The 18,869-nt window shown below is 60.9% G+C and carries 15 protein-coding genes and 1 pseudogene; 12 read left to right on the forward strand and 4 right to left on the reverse strand.

All coding sequences use genetic code 11. The annotated features are described in order from the left end of the window. Positions 1–27 precede the first annotated feature (27 nt). On the reverse strand, positions 28–2,763 hold the full coding sequence (secA, locus tag C4J92_RS20975) for a preprotein translocase subunit SecA (RefSeq protein WP_124405148.1): 2,736 nt from the start codon (positions 2,761–2,763) through the stop codon (positions 28–30). A gap of 305 nt (positions 2,764–3,068) precedes the next feature. Here secA and C4J92_RS20980 point away from each other — a divergent pair, with 305 nt between their 5' ends. Further along, a complete protein-coding gene (locus C4J92_RS20980) occupies positions 3,069–3,524 on the forward strand; it encodes a DUF721 domain-containing protein (RefSeq protein WP_124405149.1) in 456 nt (151 codons plus the stop codon). Between the two features lie 3 nt (positions 3,525–3,527). On the opposite strand, the gene C4J92_RS20985 is transcribed toward C4J92_RS20980, so the two are convergent. Further along, on the reverse strand, positions 3,528–5,006 hold the full coding sequence (locus C4J92_RS20985) for a helicase HerA-like domain-containing protein (RefSeq protein WP_124405150.1): 1,479 nt from the start codon (positions 5,004–5,006) through the stop codon (positions 3,528–3,530). Between the two features lie 205 nt (positions 5,007–5,211). Here C4J92_RS20985 and C4J92_RS27555 point away from each other — a divergent pair. From C4J92_RS27555 to C4J92_RS21005, 5 genes and pseudogenes are all read left to right on the forward strand, one after another. Then, a pseudogene (locus C4J92_RS27555) lies at positions 5,212–6,243 on the forward strand (cache domain-containing protein); the annotation flags it as partial. Positions 6,244–6,336: 93 nt separating this feature from the next. Continuing rightward, entirely contained in the window at positions 6,337–7,101 is a 765-nt protein-coding gene (locus tag C4J92_RS27560; RefSeq protein ID WP_372237509.1) for a methyl-accepting chemotaxis protein, read from the forward strand. Positions 7,102–7,210: 109 nt separating this feature from the next. Next, positions 7,211–8,323 (forward strand): glycosyltransferase family 1 protein, encoded by a 1,113-nt coding sequence (locus C4J92_RS20995; RefSeq protein WP_164487571.1) that lies wholly within the window; start codon positions 7,211–7,213, stop codon positions 8,321–8,323. Continuing rightward, positions 8,316–9,068 carry a DUF2334 domain-containing protein gene (locus tag C4J92_RS21000; RefSeq protein ID WP_124405152.1) on the forward strand — a complete coding sequence of 251 codons (753 nt, stop codon included), beginning with the start codon at positions 8,316–8,318 and terminating at the stop codon, positions 9,066–9,068. Before C4J92_RS20995 ends, C4J92_RS21000 begins: the two co-directional genes overlap by 8 nt. Further along, positions 9,056–10,165 (forward strand): lysylphosphatidylglycerol synthase transmembrane domain-containing protein, encoded by a 1,110-nt coding sequence (locus C4J92_RS21005; protein ID WP_124405153.1) that lies wholly within the window; start codon positions 9,056–9,058, stop codon positions 10,163–10,165. The genes C4J92_RS21000 and C4J92_RS21005 overlap by 13 nt, the downstream gene beginning before the upstream one ends. Positions 10,166–10,281: 116 nt before the next feature. On the opposite strand, the gene purU is transcribed toward C4J92_RS21005, so the two are convergent. Further along, the gene (gene purU, locus C4J92_RS21010) at positions 10,282–11,130 is read right to left on the reverse strand and encodes a formyltetrahydrofolate deformylase (protein WP_019821236.1); all 849 of its coding nucleotides are present in this window, start codon (positions 11,128–11,130) and stop codon (positions 10,282–10,284) included. 346 nt (positions 11,131–11,476) lie between these two features. On the opposite strand from purU, the gene mvaT reads away from it, so the two are divergent. Then, the gene (gene mvaT / locus C4J92_RS21015; protein WP_003175830.1) at positions 11,477–11,851 is read left to right on the forward strand and encodes a histone-like nucleoid-structuring protein MvaT; all 375 of its coding nucleotides are present in this window, start codon (positions 11,477–11,479) and stop codon (positions 11,849–11,851) included. Between the two features lie 90 nt (positions 11,852–11,941). Here the strand turns inward: mvaT and sbcB are convergent, their stop codons facing one another. Next, positions 11,942–13,369, reverse strand: a complete 1,428-nt coding sequence (gene sbcB / locus C4J92_RS21020) for an exodeoxyribonuclease I (protein WP_124405154.1) — start codon at positions 13,367–13,369, stop codon at positions 11,942–11,944. A 166-nt stretch (positions 13,370–13,535) separates the two neighbouring features. Here sbcB and C4J92_RS21025 point away from each other — a divergent pair, with 166 nt between their 5' ends. From C4J92_RS21025 to C4J92_RS21045, 5 genes are read left to right on the forward strand one after another with little or no spacing between them, the layout of a single operon-like run. After that, a complete protein-coding gene (locus C4J92_RS21025; protein WP_124405155.1) occupies positions 13,536–14,228 on the forward strand; it encodes an RDD family protein in 693 nt (230 codons plus the stop codon). Next, positions 14,225–15,199: a stage II sporulation protein M gene (locus tag C4J92_RS21030; RefSeq protein ID WP_124405156.1), complete on the forward strand. Its 975-nt coding sequence runs from the start codon at positions 14,225–14,227 to the stop codon at positions 15,197–15,199. Before C4J92_RS21025 ends, C4J92_RS21030 begins: the two co-directional genes overlap by 4 nt. Beyond that, positions 15,186–16,718: a DUF4129 domain-containing protein gene (locus C4J92_RS21035; RefSeq protein ID WP_124405157.1), complete on the forward strand. Its 1,533-nt coding sequence runs from the start codon at positions 15,186–15,188 to the stop codon at positions 16,716–16,718. The genes C4J92_RS21030 and C4J92_RS21035 overlap by 14 nt, the downstream gene beginning before the upstream one ends. Beyond that, a complete protein-coding gene (locus tag C4J92_RS21040) occupies positions 16,715–17,872 on the forward strand; it encodes a DUF4350 domain-containing protein (RefSeq protein ID WP_124405158.1) in 1,158 nt (385 codons plus the stop codon). Before C4J92_RS21035 ends, C4J92_RS21040 begins: the two co-directional genes overlap by 4 nt. Next, on the forward strand, positions 17,869–18,867 hold the full coding sequence (locus tag C4J92_RS21045) for a MoxR family ATPase (protein WP_124405159.1): 999 nt from the start codon (positions 17,869–17,871) through the stop codon (positions 18,865–18,867). The genes C4J92_RS21040 and C4J92_RS21045 overlap by 4 nt, the downstream gene beginning before the upstream one ends. The last annotated feature ends 2 nt before the right edge of the window (positions 18,868–18,869 follow it).

Genomic DNA, 18,869 nt, shown 5'->3' on the forward strand with positions numbered 1-18,869 from the left:
GGGGTGTTGCAGCGTCAGGCGAAAATCTTATTCGATCTGGCCGTGGCAGTGTTTGAATTTCTTACCCGAACCGCAGTAGCACAGCTCGTTGCGGCCCAGCTTCTGATCATTGCGCACCGGGGTTTGAGCCAAGGCCACATCGACCTCTTCGCCCAACACCTCAGGTGCTTCCAGGCCCGGCGCTTCGTCGTGCTGGAACTGCATGCGCGCAGCCAGTGCCTCGGCTTCCTGGCGCAGGCGCGCTTCTTCCTCGATCGGGTCTTCGCGACGCACCTGAACGTGGGACAGCACGCGGATCGAATCGCGCTTGATCGAATCCAGCAGCTCGGAGAACAACGTGAACGACTCGCGTTTGTACTCCTGCTTCGGATTTTTCTGGGCGTAGCCACGCAAATGGATACCGTGGCGCAGGTGGTCCATGGTCGACAGGTGGTCTTTCCACAGGTCGTCCAGCACGCGCAGCACGATTTGTTTCTCGAAGGTGCGCAGCGCTTCGGCACTCGCCTGCTCTTCTTTCTCGTTGTACGCGGCCAGCAATTCGGCCATCAGTTTTTCGCGCAGGGTTTCTTCGTACAGGTGATCGTCTTCGTCCAGCCACTGCTGAACCGGCAAGTCGACGCCAAAATCGCTCTTCAACGCGGCTTCCAGACCGGCAACATCCCACTGCTCAGGCAGCGACTGTGGCGGGATATGCGCGCTGACGGTGGCGTTGAGCACGTCCTGACGGAAGTCAGCAATGGTCTCGCCAATATTGTCGGCGGCCAGCAACGTGTTACGCATGTGATAGATCACTTTACGTTGTTCGTTGTTGACGTCATCGAACTCGAGCAGTTGTTTACGAATGTCGAAGTTACGCCCTTCTACCTTGCGCTGGGCCTTCTCGATCGCGTTGGTCACCATGCGGTGCTCGATCGCTTCACCGGACTGCATGCCCAGGGCCTTCATGAAGTTCTTCACCCGATCCGAGGCGAAGATACGCATCAGGCTGTCTTCCAGGGACAGATAGAAACGGCTGGAACCGGCATCACCCTGGCGACCGGCACGACCGCGCAACTGGTTGTCGATACGGCGCGATTCGTGACGCTCGGACGCGATTACCTGCAAACCGCCGGATTCGAGCACAGCCTGGTGGCGTTTCTGCCAGTCGGCCTTGATCTGGGCGATCTGCTCAGGGGTCGGGTTGTCGAGCGAGGCCACTTCCACTTCCCAGTTGCCGCCCAACAGGATGTCGGTACCACGACCGGCCATGTTGGTGGCAATGGTCAGGGCGCCGGGGCGACCGGCCTGGGCGATGATCTCGGCTTCTTTTTCGTGGAACTTGGCGTTGAGTACCTTGTGCTCGATGCCCTCCTTGTTGAGCAGGTTGGACACGTGCTCGGAGGTCTCGATGGTCGCGGTACCCACCAGGATCGGGCGGCCCTTGGCCAGGCCGTCCTTGATGTCATTGATGATCGCCGCGTATTTCTCTTCGGCGGTCAGGAACACCAGGTCGTTATAGTCTTTGCGCGCCAGTGGCTTGTTCGGCGGGATGACCACCACTGACAGGCCATAGATCTGATGGAATTCGAACGCTTCGGTGTCGGCCGTACCGGTCATGCCGGACAGTTTGTTGTACAGACGGAAGTAGTTCTGGAACGTAGTGGACGCCAACGTCTGGCTTTCGGCCTGGATGTTGAGCATTTCCTTGGCTTCGATGGCCTGGTGCAGGCCTTCGGACAAGCGACGACCGGGCATGGTACGGCCGGTGTGTTCGTCAACCAGGACGACCTGGCCGTCCTGGACGATGTATTCGACGTTGCGATGGAACAGCTTGTGGGCGCGCAGGCCGGCATATACGTGGGTCAGCAGGCCCAGGTTGTGCGCCGAGTACAGGCTTTCTCCCTCGGCCAGCTCACCGATCTGGGTCAGCATTTCTTCAACGAACTGGTGGCCGGCCTCGTTGAGTTCGACCTGGCGGGTCTTCTCGTCGATGGTGAAGTGACCTTCTTTGGTCACCACGCCTTCGACTTCCTCGATGTGCTGCTCAAGGCGCGGGATCAGCTTGTTGATCTCGGTGTACAGGCGCGAGCTGTCCTCGGCCTGGCCGGAGATGATCAGCGGGGTACGGGCTTCGTCGATGAGGATGGAGTCGACTTCGTCGATCACGGCAAAGTTGAGTTCGCGCTGGAATTTTTCATCCATGCTGAACGCCATGTTGTCGCGCAGGTAGTCGAAACCGAATTCGTTGTTGGTACCGTAGGTAATGTCGCAAGCGTAGGCGGCGCGCTTCTCTTCCGGCGGCTGGAACGGCGTCACTACGCCGACGGTCAGGCCGAGGAATTCATACAGCGGGCGCATCCAGTTGGCGTCCCGGCGAGCCAGGTAGTCGTTCACCGTCACCACGTGCACGCCCTTGCCGGACAGTGCGTTGAGGTAAACACCCAGGGTTGCCACCAGGGTCTTGCCTTCACCGGTACGCATTTCGGCAATCATGCCTTCATGCAAGGTCATGCCGCCGATCAACTGGACGTCGAAGTGGCGCATGCCCATGACGCGCTTACCGGCTTCACGGGCGACCGCAAAGGCTTCGGGAAGCAGCTTGTCGAGGGTTTCACCTTTGGCTATGCGGGCCTTGAACTCTTCGGTCTTGGCGCGCAATTGCTCATCCGACAGGGCAACCATCTGCTCTTCGAAGGCATTGACCAGCTGCACCGTCTTGAGCATGCGTTTGACTTCGCGCTCATTCTTGCTTCCAAAAAGTTTCTTTAACAAAGGCGCAAACATATCGGCAGGTTCTTCCACACATAGGGATGGAGGGCGCACCGTGAGTGGCCCGAGCAGCCCTCACGGCCGCATGCGAACGCGCATTCTACCCGGAATCGTGGGTGAGGAAAGTGGCGTTGTTCCCCGATGCGGGCACGGCGCTGTGAGAGGGCTTGTTTAAAATAAGGGCTTTTGGCGGAACTTCAACCCATCAAAGGCAGAAGTTACTTATTGATTTCATGAGAAAAGCCCTGCCCTTGCAGGGGCTCGGGGCTCACCGGCGCTTTCTGTTAAGATGACGGCTCTGTTACTTAAGGTGTCTAGACATGGCATTTCGCCCTCTTACAGCCCGCGCTCCCGGCGTGTTGCTTCGCGAAGCCAAGCCGCTCAAAGCCATCTTTGGGCACGCGCAACGCCTGGCGCATTTGCAACGCCTGCTCGAAAGCCAGCTGCAACCGGCCGCACGTGAACATTGTCATGTGGCGTCCTGGCGTGAAGGCAACTTGCTATTAATTGTCACTGACGGGCATTGGGCCACCCGCTTGCGTTATCAGCAAAAACGCTTGCAGCGCCAATTGATGGTGTTTGATGAGTTTGCCGGCCTGACGCGCATCCAGTTCAAAGTGCAGCCGCCTGCCGTGCTGCGAAGCCCGGCCGTACATACGCTGGACCTGTCGGAACAGGCAGCCGAAACCCTCCAGGCCACCGCCGAAGGGATCAGCGATCCGGGTTTGCGCGCGGCACTGGAGCGGCTGGCCGCCCATGCCAGGCCCAAACCCTGAGCCTTACTTGCGCTTGCTGCCACCCAGCAGCGAGCCCAACAAGCCACGCACCAACTGTCGCCCCATCTGATTGGCGGCCTGCTGCATGGCGGATTTCAGCGCCTTGCCTGCCGTGGTACCCAGGAACGCACCGGCTTTGTCGGTGAAGCTGGGTTCTTCGGTCGCAGGCTTGGCCTCCTCGGTCGGCCCCAAGTCTTTACGCGCCATCAGCACTTCGTAGGCTGACTCGCGGTCAATCGGCTTGTCATAGCGGCCCTGCAACGGCGAACTGGCGACCAATGCCGCACGTTCGGCCTCGGTGAGCGGCCCGATCCGCGACTGTGGCGGTGCGACCAATACGCGCTGGACCACCTCCGGCGTGCCTTTTTCCTGCAAGGTACCCACCAACGCTTCACCGGTGCCCAACTCGGTCAGCACCGCCAAGGCATCGAATTCTGGGTTGGGCCGGAAACCGTCCGCCACCGCCCGCAGGGATTTTTGCTCTTTGGTGGTGAATGCGCGCAGGCCATGCTGGATACGCAGCCCCAGTTGCGCCAGCACCGTGTCAGGCAAATCCCCCGGAGATTGAGTGACGAAGTACACCCCCACCCCTTTGGAGCGAATCAGCCGCACCACCTGCTCCAGACGGTCCTGCAACGCCTTGGGTGTATCGGCGAACAACAGGTGCGCCTCGTCGAAAAACAGCGCCAGCAGCGGCTTTTCGGCATCACCGCGCTCCGGCAACTGCTCGAACAGTTCCGCCAACAACCACAGCAGGAACGTGGCATAGACCTTCGGCGCGTCATGCACCAGGCGGCTGGCATCCAGCAAGTGGATACGGCCGCGCCCGTCGCTGGCGGGCTGCAGAATGTCCTCGAGCTGCAGGGCCGGCTCACCAAACAGGGCTTCGGCGCCCTGCTGCTCCAGCACTGCCAGGCGTCGCAACAACGCCTGGCTGGAACCGGTGGTCATCAACGCCGCATCGTCGCCCAGCAATTCAGGGTGATAACGCAGGTGGTTGAGCAGTGCCTTGAGGTCTTTAAGGTCCAGCAGCAACAGGCCTTCACGGTCGGCCACCTTGAAGGTCGCGTACAGCGCCGACTGCTGGCTGTCGGTGAGTTCCAGCAGGCTGCCGAGCAACAACGGGCCCATTTCGCTGATGGTCGTGCGCAATGGATGACCGGACTGCCCGTGGATATCCCACAACGTAACCGGATAAGCCTTCGGTGCGTAATTAAGGAAGGGCATCCCGGCAATGCGTTCGGCGACTTTGCCCTGGGGATTGGCCGCTGCGCCCAGGCCGCACAGGTCACCCTTGATGTCGGCGGCGAATACCGCCACGCCGGCATCACTGAAGGCTTCCGCCAGGCGCTGCAAGGTGACGGTCTTGCCGGTGCCCGTGGCACCGGCGATCAACCCATGCCGGTTGGCCAGGCGCATGGGCTGGGCGATGGGCTGGCCGTCTGGGCCGGCACCGATAAGCAGTTGTGTGGAGTCAGGCATTTCGTCACCTTTGGTTAATCTTTAATGCAGCCAGGTCGATACAGGCACTGTGAGACCCACAAAATCTAAAAACAGGACAGATATTTCCCACAGAGCCCCCTGGCGCCAGCACCAGAAGTATCACACCTTTTTTTGACGCTGCCATTTTTGCGCATCCCCTAAAGACGCGCATCGGATATCAAGACCTTAGCGGACCCTACAAGCCATGAATAAAAACCTGCGCTTCAGCCATAAAATTTTGCTTGCAGCCTCCCTTATCGTCATCGCCGCCTTCGCGTTGTTTACCCTCTATAACGACTACCTCCAGCGCAACGCGATCCGTGACGACCTCGATAACTACCTGCATGAAATGGGCGACGTCACCGCCGGCAGTATTCAGACCTGGCTCACCGGGCGCATCGCCCTGGTAGAAAATGCCGCGCAGAATATTGCCCTCAACCCCGAACCATCGGTGGTTGCCAGCCTGCTGGAGCAGAAAGCGCTGACATCGTCGTTCATGGCAACCTACGTCGGCGACAGCCAGGGCACCTTCACCATCCGCCCTGACACCAAGATGCCCGACGGTTTCGACCCGCGCGTTCGCCCCTGGTACAAAGGCGCCCAGACCAGCAACGGCTCGACCTTGACCGAACCCTATATCGACGCGGCAACGGGGCAACTGATTATTTCCATCGCCACCCCGAGTGCCAAGGCCGGCCAGAGCATCGGCGTGGTGGGCGGTGACCTGAGCCTGCAAACCCTGGTGGACAACATTGGCGCGCTGGATTTCGGCGGCATGGGTTACGCGTTTTTAGTCAGCGCCGACGGCAAAGTGCTGGTGCACCCGGACAAGGCCCTGGTGATGAAGACCCTGGCTGACGTGTACCCGAAAGACACACCGAAGATCAGCGCTGCCTTCAGCGAAGTGCAGGCCAATGGCAAGACCAATATCGTCACGTTCACCCCGATCAAGGGCCTGCCTTCGGTGAACTGGTACTTGGGTATTTCGGTGGATAAAGCCAAGTCGTTCGCCATGCTCAGTGAATTTCGCACCTCGGCGGTCATCGCTACCATCATCGCCGTGGTGATCATCATCGCCTTGCTGGGCATGTTGATCCGCGTATTGCTGCAACCGCTGCACGTGATGACCCGGGCCATGCAGGACATCGCCGACGGCGAAGGCGACCTGACCCGCCGCCTGACCATCCAGAACAACGACGAGTTCGGCACCCTGGGTACTGCGTTCAACCGTTTCGTGGAGCGCATTCATACCTCCATCCGCGAAGTGTCGTCGGCTACCGAGCAAGTCAATGAAGTGGCACTGCGGGTGGTCAGCGCGTCCAACTCGTCGATGGTCAATTCAGACGAACAGGCCAACCGCACCAACAGCGTCGCCGCTGCCATCAACCAACTGGGCGCCGCTGCCCAGGAAATCGCCCGCAACGCCGCGCAAGCTTCCAATCAGGCCAGTGATGCGCGGCATTTGGCCGAAGACGGCCAGCAAGTGGTAGAGCGCAATATCAAGGCGATGACCCAGCTGTCGACCATGATCAGCGCCTCCAGCACCAATATCGAGGCGTTGAACAGCAAGACGGTGAATATCGGCCAGATTCTTGAAGTGATCACCAGTATTTCCCAGCAAACCAACTTGCTCGCGCTCAACGCTGCCATCGAAGCCGCGCGTGCCGGTGAGGCCGGCCGCGGCTTCGCGGTGGTGGCCGATGAAGTGCGCAACCTGGCGCATCGCACCCAGGAATCGGCGCAACAGGTGCAGAAGATGATCGAGGAGTTGCAAGTCGGCGCCCGGGATTCGGTGAGCACCATGAGTGAAAGCCAGCGCCACAGCCAGGACAGCCTGGAGATCGCCAACCTGGCCGGCGAGCGCTTGAACAGTGTGACTCAGCGCATTGGCGAGATCGACGGCATGAACCAGTCCGTGGCCACCGCCACCGAAGAGCAGACCTCTGTGGTGGAGTCGATCAATATGGACATCACTGAAATCAACACCCTCAACCAGGAAGGCGTGGAAAACCTGCAATCGACCCTGCGCGCCTGCTCGGACCTCGAACGGCAAGCCGCACGCTTGAAGCAAATGGTGGGCAGCTTCCGCATCTGAAGCGAATGTGGGAGGGGGCTTGCACCCTCCCACAGCCAATCTCGATCGAACATCTATCCCTTGCTCAGGTCCACGTAAAGGAGAGCAATGGATCGGAGGGATGTTCATCGTGCATATCGCTGACATAACCATGTTCTACGCCCCGGCCAGCGGTGGCGTACGCACTTATCTGGACGCCAAGCACCGGCGCCTGGCGCTCAAGCCCGGGATTCGCCACAGCCTGTTGGTGCCTGGCGCCCATTTGAGCGAGCGGGACGGGATTTTCGAGGTGCCGGCGCCACCGCTGCCCTTCGGCAAGGGTTATCGCTTCCCCCTGCGCTTGGCTCCTTGGCGAAATGTCCTGCACGATTTACAGCCTGATCTGATCGAAGTCGGCGATCCGTACCTGACCGCCTGGGCCGCCCTCGACGCACGGCGCCAGCTGGATGTGCCAGTCATCGGTTTTTACCACTCCGATCTACCGCTGCTGGTGCGTAACCGCATGGGCGCCTGGTTTACCCCCAACGTCGAAGCCTATGTCAGCAAACTCTATGGGAATTTTGACCGGGTACTGGCTCCCAGCCAGGTGATGGCCGACAAACTCACCGGGCTTGGGGTGAAAAACGTCTTCGTACAACCCCTGGGCGTCGACCTGCAAACCTTCACCCCCGCCGTGCGCGACCCCGGCCTGCGCGCCGAACTGGGGATTGCTGAAGACACCCGGCTGCTGATTTTCGCCGGGCGTGGTTCCAAGGAGAAAAACCTGCCGGTGCTGCTCAATTGCATGAAACGCCTGGGCGAGGGTTACCACTTGTTGCTGGTGGGCTCCGGCATGCCGGCCAACGTGCCGGACAACGTCACCGTGGTCGATGGCTTCGTACCGGCCAATCATGTTGCCCGCCTGATGGCCAGCGCCGACGCGTTGTTGCACGCTGGCGACCAGGAAACCTTCGGCCTGGTGATCCTGGAAGCCATGGCCTGTGGCATCCCGGTGGTCGCTGTTGCGGCGGGCGCCTTCACCGAGATCGTCGACGAGCGCTGTGGCCTGCTTTGCGCGCCCAACAACCCCAAGGCGATGGCCGATGCGGTACGCGAACTGTTCGGCGCCGACAGCCGTCGCCTCGGGGAGCAGGCTCGGCGTCATGTCGAACAGCAGTATGCGTGGGATGCAGTAGTGGACAGCCTGCTGGGGCATTACCACGCCGTGCTGGGCACGCACAAACCGATGCTCGCCCATGGCTGAACGTTCGGTCATGCTGGTGCTGCACGATGTGGCGCCGAACACCTGGGCCGATTACCGGCCTTTTGTCGAGGCCGTCGATGCCATCGGCAATGTGCCTATCACCTGGCTGGTCGTCCCGGACTTCCATCACCATAACGCCCTGGACGCCCACGGTGACTTCCGGCGCCTGCTTGATAGTCGCGTAGCCAGAGGCGATGAACTGACCTTGCACGGTTACTACCACTGCGACGAAAAACCCCGGCCGCGCACGCCAAAAGAATGGTTCATGCGACGCATCTATACCCATGAGGGCGAGTTCTACCAGTTGTCCGAGGCCGAGGCGTTGCAGCGCCTGACTGACGGCATTGAGGTATTCCAGCGCAATGAGTGGCCGCTGCAAGGGTTTGTCGCACCCGCCTGGTTGATGAGCGAAGGCACCCGACGTGCGCTGCGCCAATTACCACTGGGCTATACCAGCGACCCGCAGCATCTGTATCGACTGCCTGACTTCACGCGCATTCATGCTCCGGGCCTGGTGTGGAGCGCGCGCAGTGCGTGGCGCCGGGGCCTGTCCAAAGTGCTCAGCGACCGCCGCGAACAGCGCTGGCAGACGGCCCCGGTGATTCGGCTCGGCTTGCACCCCGTGGACATGCGCCACGAGTTTTCCCGCCATTACTGGCTACAAACCCTGCAGCGCCTGCTCGACGACGGACGCACGCCACAGACCAAGGCCGCCTGGCTGTCGACGCTGCCATGCGCCGACTGATCTGGCTGGTGCTGGCGCTGATGGTCGCGCTGGTGATTCCCGTGTGGCTGGGGGGCGGCGAAACCATTGCGCGCCTGCGGCAGTTCCCCCTGCCCCAGTTACTGGCGATGTTTGCCATGATCATCGGCTGCTGGTTGATCAACAGCCTGCGCCTGCGCTTGTTGCTTGGCGAACAGCGCGGCCGGTTGGGATGGCGTAAAAGCCTGGGCGTGGTGATATCGACCGAGTTCGCGATGTGTGCGACGCCTGGGGGCAGCGGCGGGCCACTGACGTTGATGGGCCTGCTGGCACGCAATGGCATACGACCCGCCCACGGCAGCGCGGTGTTCGCCATGGACCAACTGAGCGACTTGCTGTTTTTTCTCTGCGCACTGGTGGGCATCGTGCTGTATGCGCTGTTCCACAGCCTCAGCCCGCGCCTGGAATGGCTGCTGGGGCTGAGTGCCGTGTCGATGGTGGGTGGCGTCGTCGTTGGCCTGCTGGTGGTGCGCTTTCATCGTCGGCTGATTCGCCTGGCCGGGTTGGCACTCAAGGCCTTGCACGTGCGTGTCAGCACCCGTCGGCGCTGGGCCCGCCGGCTGCTGCGCTTCCTCGCGGCATTCACCCAAACCCTGAAATTGCCCTGGCACACGCTGCTCGGGGTGTTTGCGCTGACCAGCCTGCATTGGCTATTACGCTATAGCGTGTTGTACCTGGCGCTGCGCGGCCTGGGGGGTGATGTGCAGTGGGCCTGGAGTTTCCTGATCCAGATGCTGTCGTTGACCGCAGGGCAATTCAGCCTGTTGCCAGGCGGGGCCGGGGCGGCGGAGTTGACGTCGGCGGCATTGCTGGCGCCCATGGTGGGCAAATCCACGGCGGCGGCGGCGATTCTGATCTGGCGGGCGGTGACCTACTACTTCTATCTGCTGGCCGGTGCGCCAGTGTTTTTGCTGATGGTGGGCAAACCGCTGCTCAAACGTCTTTTTCAGGGGCCTCGGGCGGCTTCTCAGGTGCCTGTAACTGCTCCCACAACTGGGCAGCGCCAGGAAAGTCAGTACCATCATCGGCACCCAGCGCGTCCGGGTCGTAGCGACTCAGACACCCCTCGCCCAGGGTAGCCGGTGGCCTGGAAGTCGCCTTATCGAGTGGGTCGGTCATGGTCGCGTCCTGAAATAAAAAAGGGCCCGGAGAGTTTTACTCCCGGGCCCCCGCTTATTCAATCAACACGCGTCGATCAGAACACCACGGTCTTGTTGCCGTGCACCAACACGCGATCTTCCAGGTGATAACGCAAGCCGCGCGCCAGTACCATCTTCTCGACGTCACGCCCGAAACGCACCATGTCTTCGATGCTGTCGCTGTGGCTGACACGTACCACGTCCTGCTCGATGATCGGACCGGCGTCCAGTTCCTCGGTGACGTAGTGGCAGGTCGCGCCGATCAGTTTCACGCCGCGCAGGGAGGCCTGGTGATAAGGCTTGGCCCCCACGAACGAAGGCAGGAAGCTGTGGTGAATGTTGATCACCTTACCGGCATATTCGCGGCACAGTTCCGGCGGCAGGATCTGCATGTAGCGCGCCAGCACCACCACATCGGCGTCGTGCTGCTTGACCAGGCGTGACACCTCGGCGAACGCCGGTTCCTTGTCCTGCGGGTTGACCGGCACGTGGTAATACGGGATGCCATGCCATTCAACCATGCTGCGCAGGTCATCATGGTTGGAGATCACACAGGCGATCTCGCAATCGAGCTCATCGCTGTGCCAGCGGTGCAGAAGGTCCGCCAGGCAGTGGGATTCACGGCTGGCCATCAGGACGACACGTTTTTTCTGCTCCGTGTCGGTGATGTGCCAGGTCATCGAAAACTCTTCGGCAATCGGCGCAAACGCCTCACGAAAGGCTTCCAGACCAAAAGGCAGTGTATCGGCACGAATTTCGTGACGCATGAAGAACCAACCGCTGAGATCATCCGAGTGATGGCTCGCCTCGGTGATCCAACCGTTATGAGAAGCCAGAAAGTTACTGACCTTGGCAACGATGCCAACCCGGTCCGGGCAAGCAATCACCAGCCGAAAAGTGCGCATTAGGGGGAAACTCCAGAACTTCGCAAAGGCCGCCATTCTAGCGATTGCGCAGAAAAACTGCAGTACTCCTTGCGGCTTATTCTGAGCCCCGGCCGTGGCAACAGCCCTTAATAGCGTAAGGTTTTACCACCGCTATATGTACGTGCACGGCTAAGCTCAGCACTTAGCCGCATTAAGCTGATTATTCTCAGCCACTCACCTGATAATTAACTCGACTGCAGCGCATTGCCACAAACATTCAATGTAATTCACATAAATAGCTGCTTAAATGTTTACTTGGTGAAATTGCCTGACTATTATTAGGCCACTCACCCTGTCAATCAGCGTTCTACATAAGGTAGTCCACATGTCCCTGATCAACGAATACCGCGCCACCGAAGAAGCTATCAAAGAGCTGCAAGCCCGTTTGAAGAACCTGTCGCAAGACGACAAGCTGAAAACCGAGCTGGAATTCGAAGGCAAACTGCGCACCCTGATGGGCGAATACTCCAAATCCCTGCGTGACATCATCGCACTGCTGGATCCGGAATCGAAAGTTAAAGCACCTCGCGGCGCTGTGAAAACTACCGGCACCAAACGTGCTCGCAAGGTCAAGCAATACAAAAACCCGCACAACGGTGAAGTGATTGAAACCAAAGGTGGCAACCACAAGACTCTGAAAGAGTGGAAAGCCAAGTGGGGCGGTGACGTGGTTGAAGGTTGGGCGACCCTGCTGGGCTAAGCCTGGTCGGAGTCACACCCGATACGCGATACATTAAAAACGCCAGCTTGCTGGCGTTTTTTATTGTCTGGATGTTTTGCAGTTATGCCGCTACAGACTCAGGCGAGCCGCTAAAGAGTCGGCATAGTCTTGCCATTCACCCAGAACCTGGCACTGAAACGCTGTCGCATTGTTTTGCAACTCCTGGCGCGCCGCCTTAAATGCCGACAGGGTATTGGGTGCGCCCCACACCGGGTCTGACAAACGTTGCTGACAGAAAAGTCTCCAGCGCTGTTGTTCCTCATTGTTCAAGGTTTCAGGAAAGTTACGCGCGCGGTAGCGAAATAATAATTCCGGCAACCGATGATCATCGAAAGGCCATTGCTGACGCCCTAGTTGCAGCGGCTCTGCCAGGCGAACTTGTTCACATAAGCGTCGGTCACGGTCGCCGATAAAACCCTCGTAGAGCTGCTGCTCCGGATCGACATTCGGCGCAAATTCCTCCTCGGCGTAAACGCTCGCCAACTTGTCACGCCAAACTTCCTGTGCGTCAGTTAGTCGCAGCGCCCGCGCCTGATAAACGTCCATATCCAATTGCAGGCGCTCGCGATCTTCCGCGCGCAGCACCTTCAAGGGCGCGACGACCGGGCAGCGGTTGATGTGCAGCAACTTCAGGGGCACCGGCAGCTCACCTTCCGCCAGATCGTCACGCCGCGTATAGAGGCGCTTGCGCAACGTGTCGGCATCCAGTTCGAGCAGGCCCTGCGGGTCGAGCCCCAAGTCACAGACAATCAATGCATTGCGATTGCGCGGGTGCCAAGCCAGAGGCAACACTACACCGAGGTAATGGCGCTCGGCGCTGAAGCGTCCGGAAATGTGCACCAGCGGCTGCAGCAATCGCACCTCGTCCATCACCCGTTGCTTGCTGCGCAGCTGGAACAGCCATTCATACAGTCTGGGTTGTTTCTCCCGCACCAATCGCGCCAAGGCAATAGTTGCACGCACATCAGACAATGCATCATGGGCCTGGCCGTGGTCGATGCCATTGGCTTGGGTCAAGCGCTCGAGCTTGAGCGTCACGCGCCCGTCCTGCTCGGGCCACACAATCCCTTCCGGGCGCAGGGCATAGGCGGTACGCATCACATCGATCAGATCCCAGCGGCTGTTGCCGCCTTGCCATTCGCGCGCGTAAGGGTCGAAAAAGTTGCGGTACAGGCTATAGCGCGTCATCTCATCGTCAAATCGCAGGGTGTTATAACCCGCGCCGCACGTACCGGGGGCAGACAGTTCGGCATGCACCCGCGTCATGAAATCCGCTTCGGCAAGGCCCTTCTGCGCAAGGACCTGCGGCGTGATACCGGTGATCGCACACGCCGCCGGGTGGGGCAGGATATCGTCGGCAGGCTGGCAATAAAGATTGATCGGCGGACCGACCTCGTTGAGCTCGAGGTCGGTACGAATGCCGGCCACCTGCAGCGGGCGATCGCTGCGTGGGTTGATCCCGGTGGTTTCGTAGTCGTACCAGAAAATGGAGGTCACGGGCTGTTCCTGTGCTGAAGACCGGCAAAGTCTAGGCGCTGCGAGGTGTCAGGGGCCAGCGATACCTTACTGGACAAACATCCAGCAAAAGCTTGAAGGGTTGCTTCCAGCCTCGACACTGCTAGCATCCGTCTCTCTCAGTCGCTTCGCACTGCCAAGGATCGCAATGCCAACAGCTCCTCTGGATACCTGCTACCAGATCGAGACCCCCGAGGGTATCGACCTGCCCTTGCGCCCTGCCGGCCTGCTGCCAAGGGCCGTCGCCTTTGCCTTCGACCTGCTCGTGCGCGGCGTGGTCATGGGCGTCCTGCTGGTGCCCCTGGCGCTGCTTGGCAACCTCGGGCTCGGCTTGGGCTCCCTGCTGCTGTTCCTGGTCAGCTGGTGGTACATGGTGCTGTTCGAAGTTTTCAACCAGGGCTGCTCTCCCGGCAAGCAGGTCATGGGCCTGCGGGTGGTACAGGACGACGGTACCCCCATTGGCTGGTCGGCGTCGCTGATCCGCAACCTGCTGCGCTTTGTCGACATGCTGCCCTTCGGCTACTTCTTCGGCGCCATCAGTTGCCTGCAGCATCCACACTTCAAGCGCCTCGGCGACCTGGCAGCGGGTACGCTGGTGGTCTACCGCGATCAGGCGTCGGCCCGCCCGCGCATCCCTCAGGCAGCCGCCCTGCGCCTGCCCTTCGCACTGGAGCTGAGCGAACAGCGGGCCATACTCGGTTTCGCCGAACGCCAGGCTGAATTGTCTGCCGAGCGGGTCCATGAACTGGCTGCCATCCTCGCCGCGCCCTTGCAGGTGTCTCCGGCTCGCGCCGTGGAGCAACTCAACGGTGTGGCCCACGGTTTGTTGGGGCCGACATGAAGCAGAGTCTTTTTGAAAGCCGCCACCAGCAGCAATGGCAAACCTTCGCCGAACTGCTCAAACAGGTAGAGCAAGGCAAAGCCTGCGAGGCAACCGACTTCCCTTATCAATACCGCCGCCTGTGCCAACACCTGGCCCTGGCCCAGGCGCGCGGCTACAGCAGTTACCTGGTGGACCACCTGCAACAACTGGCGCTGCGTGGTCACCAACAACTGTATCGTCATCGCAGTCAAACGACAGCCAACGTACTGGCGTTCATCCTCGCCGGTTTTCCGCGCCTGGTACGCGAACAATGGCGCTTCGTACTGATTTCCAGTCTGCTGTTCTTCGGCAGCCTGCTGGGCATAGCGTTATTGGTGTACCTGTTCCCCGACCTGATCTACAACATCGTCAGCCCGCAACAAGTGGCCGAGATGCAAAGCATGTACGACCCCGCCGCCAGCCGCCTGGGGCGCGCGGCCGAACGGGCTTCCAGTGAAGACTGGATGATGTTTGGCTATTACGTGATGCACAACATCGGCATCGCCTTCCAGACCTTTGCCGCCGGCCTGCTGTTCGGCCTGGGCAGCGTGTTCTTTCTGGTATTTAACGGTTTGATCATCGGCGCGGTCTGCGGGCACCTCAGTGAAATCGGCTACGGCCAGACGTTCTGGTCTTTCGTGATCGGTCATGGCGCCTTCGAGCTCAGCGCCATCGCACTGGCCGGTGCAGCAGGCCTGCAACTGGGCTGGTCGCTGATCGCTCCAGGGCCCCTGGCACGTAGCGAATCCCTGCGCCTGGCAGCCCGCAAAAGCGTGCAGATGCTGTGCGGGGTCATGCTATTGCTGCTGATCGCAGCATTCATCGAAGCCTACTGGTCATCCAGCACGAGCATTGCGCCCTGGATCAAATACCTCGTGGGCAGCGCACTTTGGCTGTTCGTGGCCGCCTACCTGATCTTCGCCGGCAGGACTCGCCATGCGCCTGACTGACTCCAGCGTGGTCATCCGCCCCCGCACCTCCTGGGAAGCCATGGACCTCGGCGTACTGATGGCCCGGGAACATCGTGTATTGCTGATGAGCAGCTGGGCGCTGGTCAGCCTGCCGGTGTTCGTGCTGCTCAGTGCGCTGCTGTGGCAGTACCCGTCCTACGCCATCTTCTTGTTCTGGTGGCTGAAGCCGGCCTTCGAGCGCTTGCCGCTGTACATTCTTTCCAAGGCGCTGTTTGGTGAAACGCCAAGCCTGAGACAAGCTGTTCGCCAGTGGCCGCGCCTGCTCAAGGGGCAACTGCTCGCCAGCCTCACCTGGCGCCGGCTGAGCCTGAGCCGCAGCTTCGTGATGCCCGTGAGCCAGCTTGAAGGCCTGGAGGGTCAAGCGCGTCAACAGCGCCTGGGCGTACTGCAACAGCGAAACGCGGGTGGCGCGCGCTGGCTGACGATCATCGGGGTGCACCTGGAAATCGGCCTGTGGTTCGGTTGCATGGCGCTGTTCTATCTATTCATCCCGGAGCAGGTCGAACTGGATTGGGACTGGCAGCGGCTGGCATTGGCGACCGGCCCGCAGGCGCTATGGCTGGAGCACCTGAGTAATGCCTTCTATGCGCTGATCCTGGTGTTCTGGGAACCCATCTACGTCGCCTGCGGTTTCAGCCTGTATCTCAACCGTCGCACCGTCCTGGAGGCTTGGGACCTGGAGTTGGTGTTTCGCCGATTGCGCCAACGCCTGAGCAGTGTCGCGCCGCTGTTGCTGCTGGTCGTCGGGCTGACGCTGGCGCAACTGAGCCCAATGGCGATGGCGGATGAACCGGCTGATCCAAAGCCGCTCAGCACCCAGGCGGCCAGCCAATCGATCAAGGCATTACTGGAAAAACCGCCGTTCAAGAATCCGCAAACCGTCACCCGCTATCGTTTTGGCGAAGAAAAACCCGCCACTGCCCCCAAAGCCCAGGGCGGCGACGGTAAGCTACCTGGCTGGCTCCAGCACTTGCTCGACAACCTCAACAGCAACACCTTCAAGCATGTGGCCCAAGGCCTGGAGATTCTGCTATGGGGCTTGCTGGTCGGCGGGCTGGCCTGGGTGGTGTGGCGCTACCGTGAATGGCTGCGCACGTTTGTCAGCCGCAGGCGCCGACCTCGCCCCAACGCCGCAAAACCTGCGCCTGCCCAGTTGTTCGGGTTGGAGCTGGGGGTCGAGACGTTGCCCGACGACATCGCCAGCACCGCCGAACAACTGTGGCCCACCCAACCGAGGGAAGCCCTTGGCCTGCTGTACCGCGGCCTGCTCAGCCGGCTGCTGCATGAGTTCAACCTGCCGCTCAAAAGTGCCGACACCGAGGGCCAGGTACTGGAGCGCGTCCATCAGTTGCAGCAACCGCAGTTGCTGGCATTCAGTCACGAGTTGACCCGGCACTGGCAAAACCTCGCCTATGGCCACCGGCTGCCTCCCGGCGCCGCCCAGCAAAAGCTCTGCAGCGACTGGCGCGCACTCTTCAGTGGGGGGGCCAGCCAATGAAGCGACCCTTACTGTGGATGGCCCTGCTGCTGGCTTGCCTGTTGGGAGTGGGCGGTCTGTATGCCTGGCACAAGGCAATTCCCTATGAGGAGGTTGTGGATCACGGCCCGGCGCCGGACGCGCTGGCTAATCCTTACCTTGCGGCCGAGCATTTCCTGGGCCAGCAAGGTTTGACGGTAGCGCATGCCAACGGCCTTGAGCGGCTTGCCGACCTGCCTGCCCCAGGCCATAGCCTGCTGTTGCTGGGAGAACGCGGCAACATGACCCCACGCCAGGTCGAACAGTTGCTGGGCTGGGCCAAAGCCGGGGGCCACCTGCTACTGGTGGCCGAGGCGTTATGGGATGAAGAAACCGGCAAAAGCGGCGACCTGCTGCTTGATCGTCTTAAGCTTCGCCAGGCCTTGAGTGATGACTTCGACGAGCCGGCGCCACCGCGCAAAAAGAGCGCGCCAGACCTCACCAAACTGTATGTCGACAATGAAACCAAGCCGGCCTATTTCAGTTTCGATACCGACTTCAACCTTATCGACCCCCGGCACCTGGCGCAGTTTTCAGCCAACAGCGCCAAGTCCAGCCACCTGATGCAACTGGACCTGGGGCTGGGCCGCGTCACGGTGATCACCGACAGCGACCTGTGGAAAACCCCGAGCATCGGCAAACACGATAACGCCTGGCTGCTGTGGTACCTGAACCAGGGTACCGACGTCACGCTGCTGTTCAACAGCGACGTGGACAACCTGCTTACCCTGCTGATCCGTTACTTCCCCCAGGCCCTCGTCGCGCTTGCCGCACTGATTGCCCTGGCACTCTGGCACGCCGGTATGCGCCAGGGCCCGATTCGGGCACCCGCGCCCAAGGCGCGTCGGCAGCTGCAGGAGCATCTGCGCGCCAGTGCCGACTTCCTGCTACGCCGCAACGGCCAGGGCGCATTGCTGCAGGCCTTGCAGCACGACCTCCTGCGCACCGCCCGGCGACGCCACCCCGGCTTTGAACACCTCGACACGGCGGAACAATGCCAGGTGCTGGCACTTCTGACGCGACAACCTTCCCCTATCATCAGCCAGGCACTCGGCGCACCTGCGCTGAAACGGCTGTCCAGCGCCGACTTCAGCCGACAGGTGGCGTGCCTGCAAACCCTCAGGAATGCCCTATGAGCGACTCCCCAATGGCCACAGCCCTGAACGCCGAAAGAAACGTTCAATACGCCAGCCAACAGGCCCAGGCCCTGCGCGTTGAATTGCGCAAGGCAGTCATTGGCCAGGACGCGGTGATCGATGACGTACTCACCGCATTGATTGCCGGTGGCCATGTGTTGCTCGAGGGCGTACCCGGCCTCGGCAAAACGTTGCTGGTGCGCGCGTTGGCCCGTTGTTTTGGCGGTGATTTCGCGCGCATCCAGTTCACCCCGGACCTGATGCCCAGCGATGTCACCGGCCACGCGGTGTACGACCTGCAGACCGAACAGTTCAAGCTGCGCAAGGGGCCGTTATTCACTCACCTGCTGCTCGCCGACGAAATCAACCGCGCCCCGGCCAAAACCCAGGCGGCACTGCTCGAAGCCATGCAGGAGCGCCAGGTCACGCTGGAGGGTGAGGCATTGCCCATCGGCGAGCCGTTCATGGTGCTGGCCACCCAGAACCCCATCGAGCAGGAAGGCACCTACCCATTGCCCGAAGCCGAGCTGGACCGCTTCATGCTCAAGGTGCGCATGGACTATCCCGAGGCGCAACAGGAAGTGGATATGGTGCGCGAAGTGACCCGCTCGTCCAGGGCCGACATGCTCGATGTGCAGCCTTTGCGCACCGTGCTGCAAGCCGAAGACGTGGTGCAGATGCAGCAGATTGCCAGCGGCATGCCTCTGGATGAACAGGTCCTCGACTATGCCGTGCGCCTGGCGCGGGCGACGCGCAGTTGGCCAGGCTTGACCATCGGTGCCGGTCCACGAGCGTCTATCGCCCTGGTTCGCGGCGCCCGTGCGCGGGCGCTGTTGCGCGGCGGCGAATTCGTGATCCCGGATGACATCAAGGGTTGCGCCCTGGCGGTACTGCGTCACCGAGTGCGGCTTTCGCCGGAGCTGGATATCGATGGTTTGGAGGTGGACCAGGTGATCAAGCAGTTGCTCGACCAGATCGCGGCCCCCAGGCAGTAGCG

This window comes from Pseudomonas sp. R3-18-08, assembly GCF_003852065.1.
Classification (GTDB): Bacteria; Pseudomonadota; Gammaproteobacteria; order Pseudomonadales; family Pseudomonadaceae; genus Aquipseudomonas.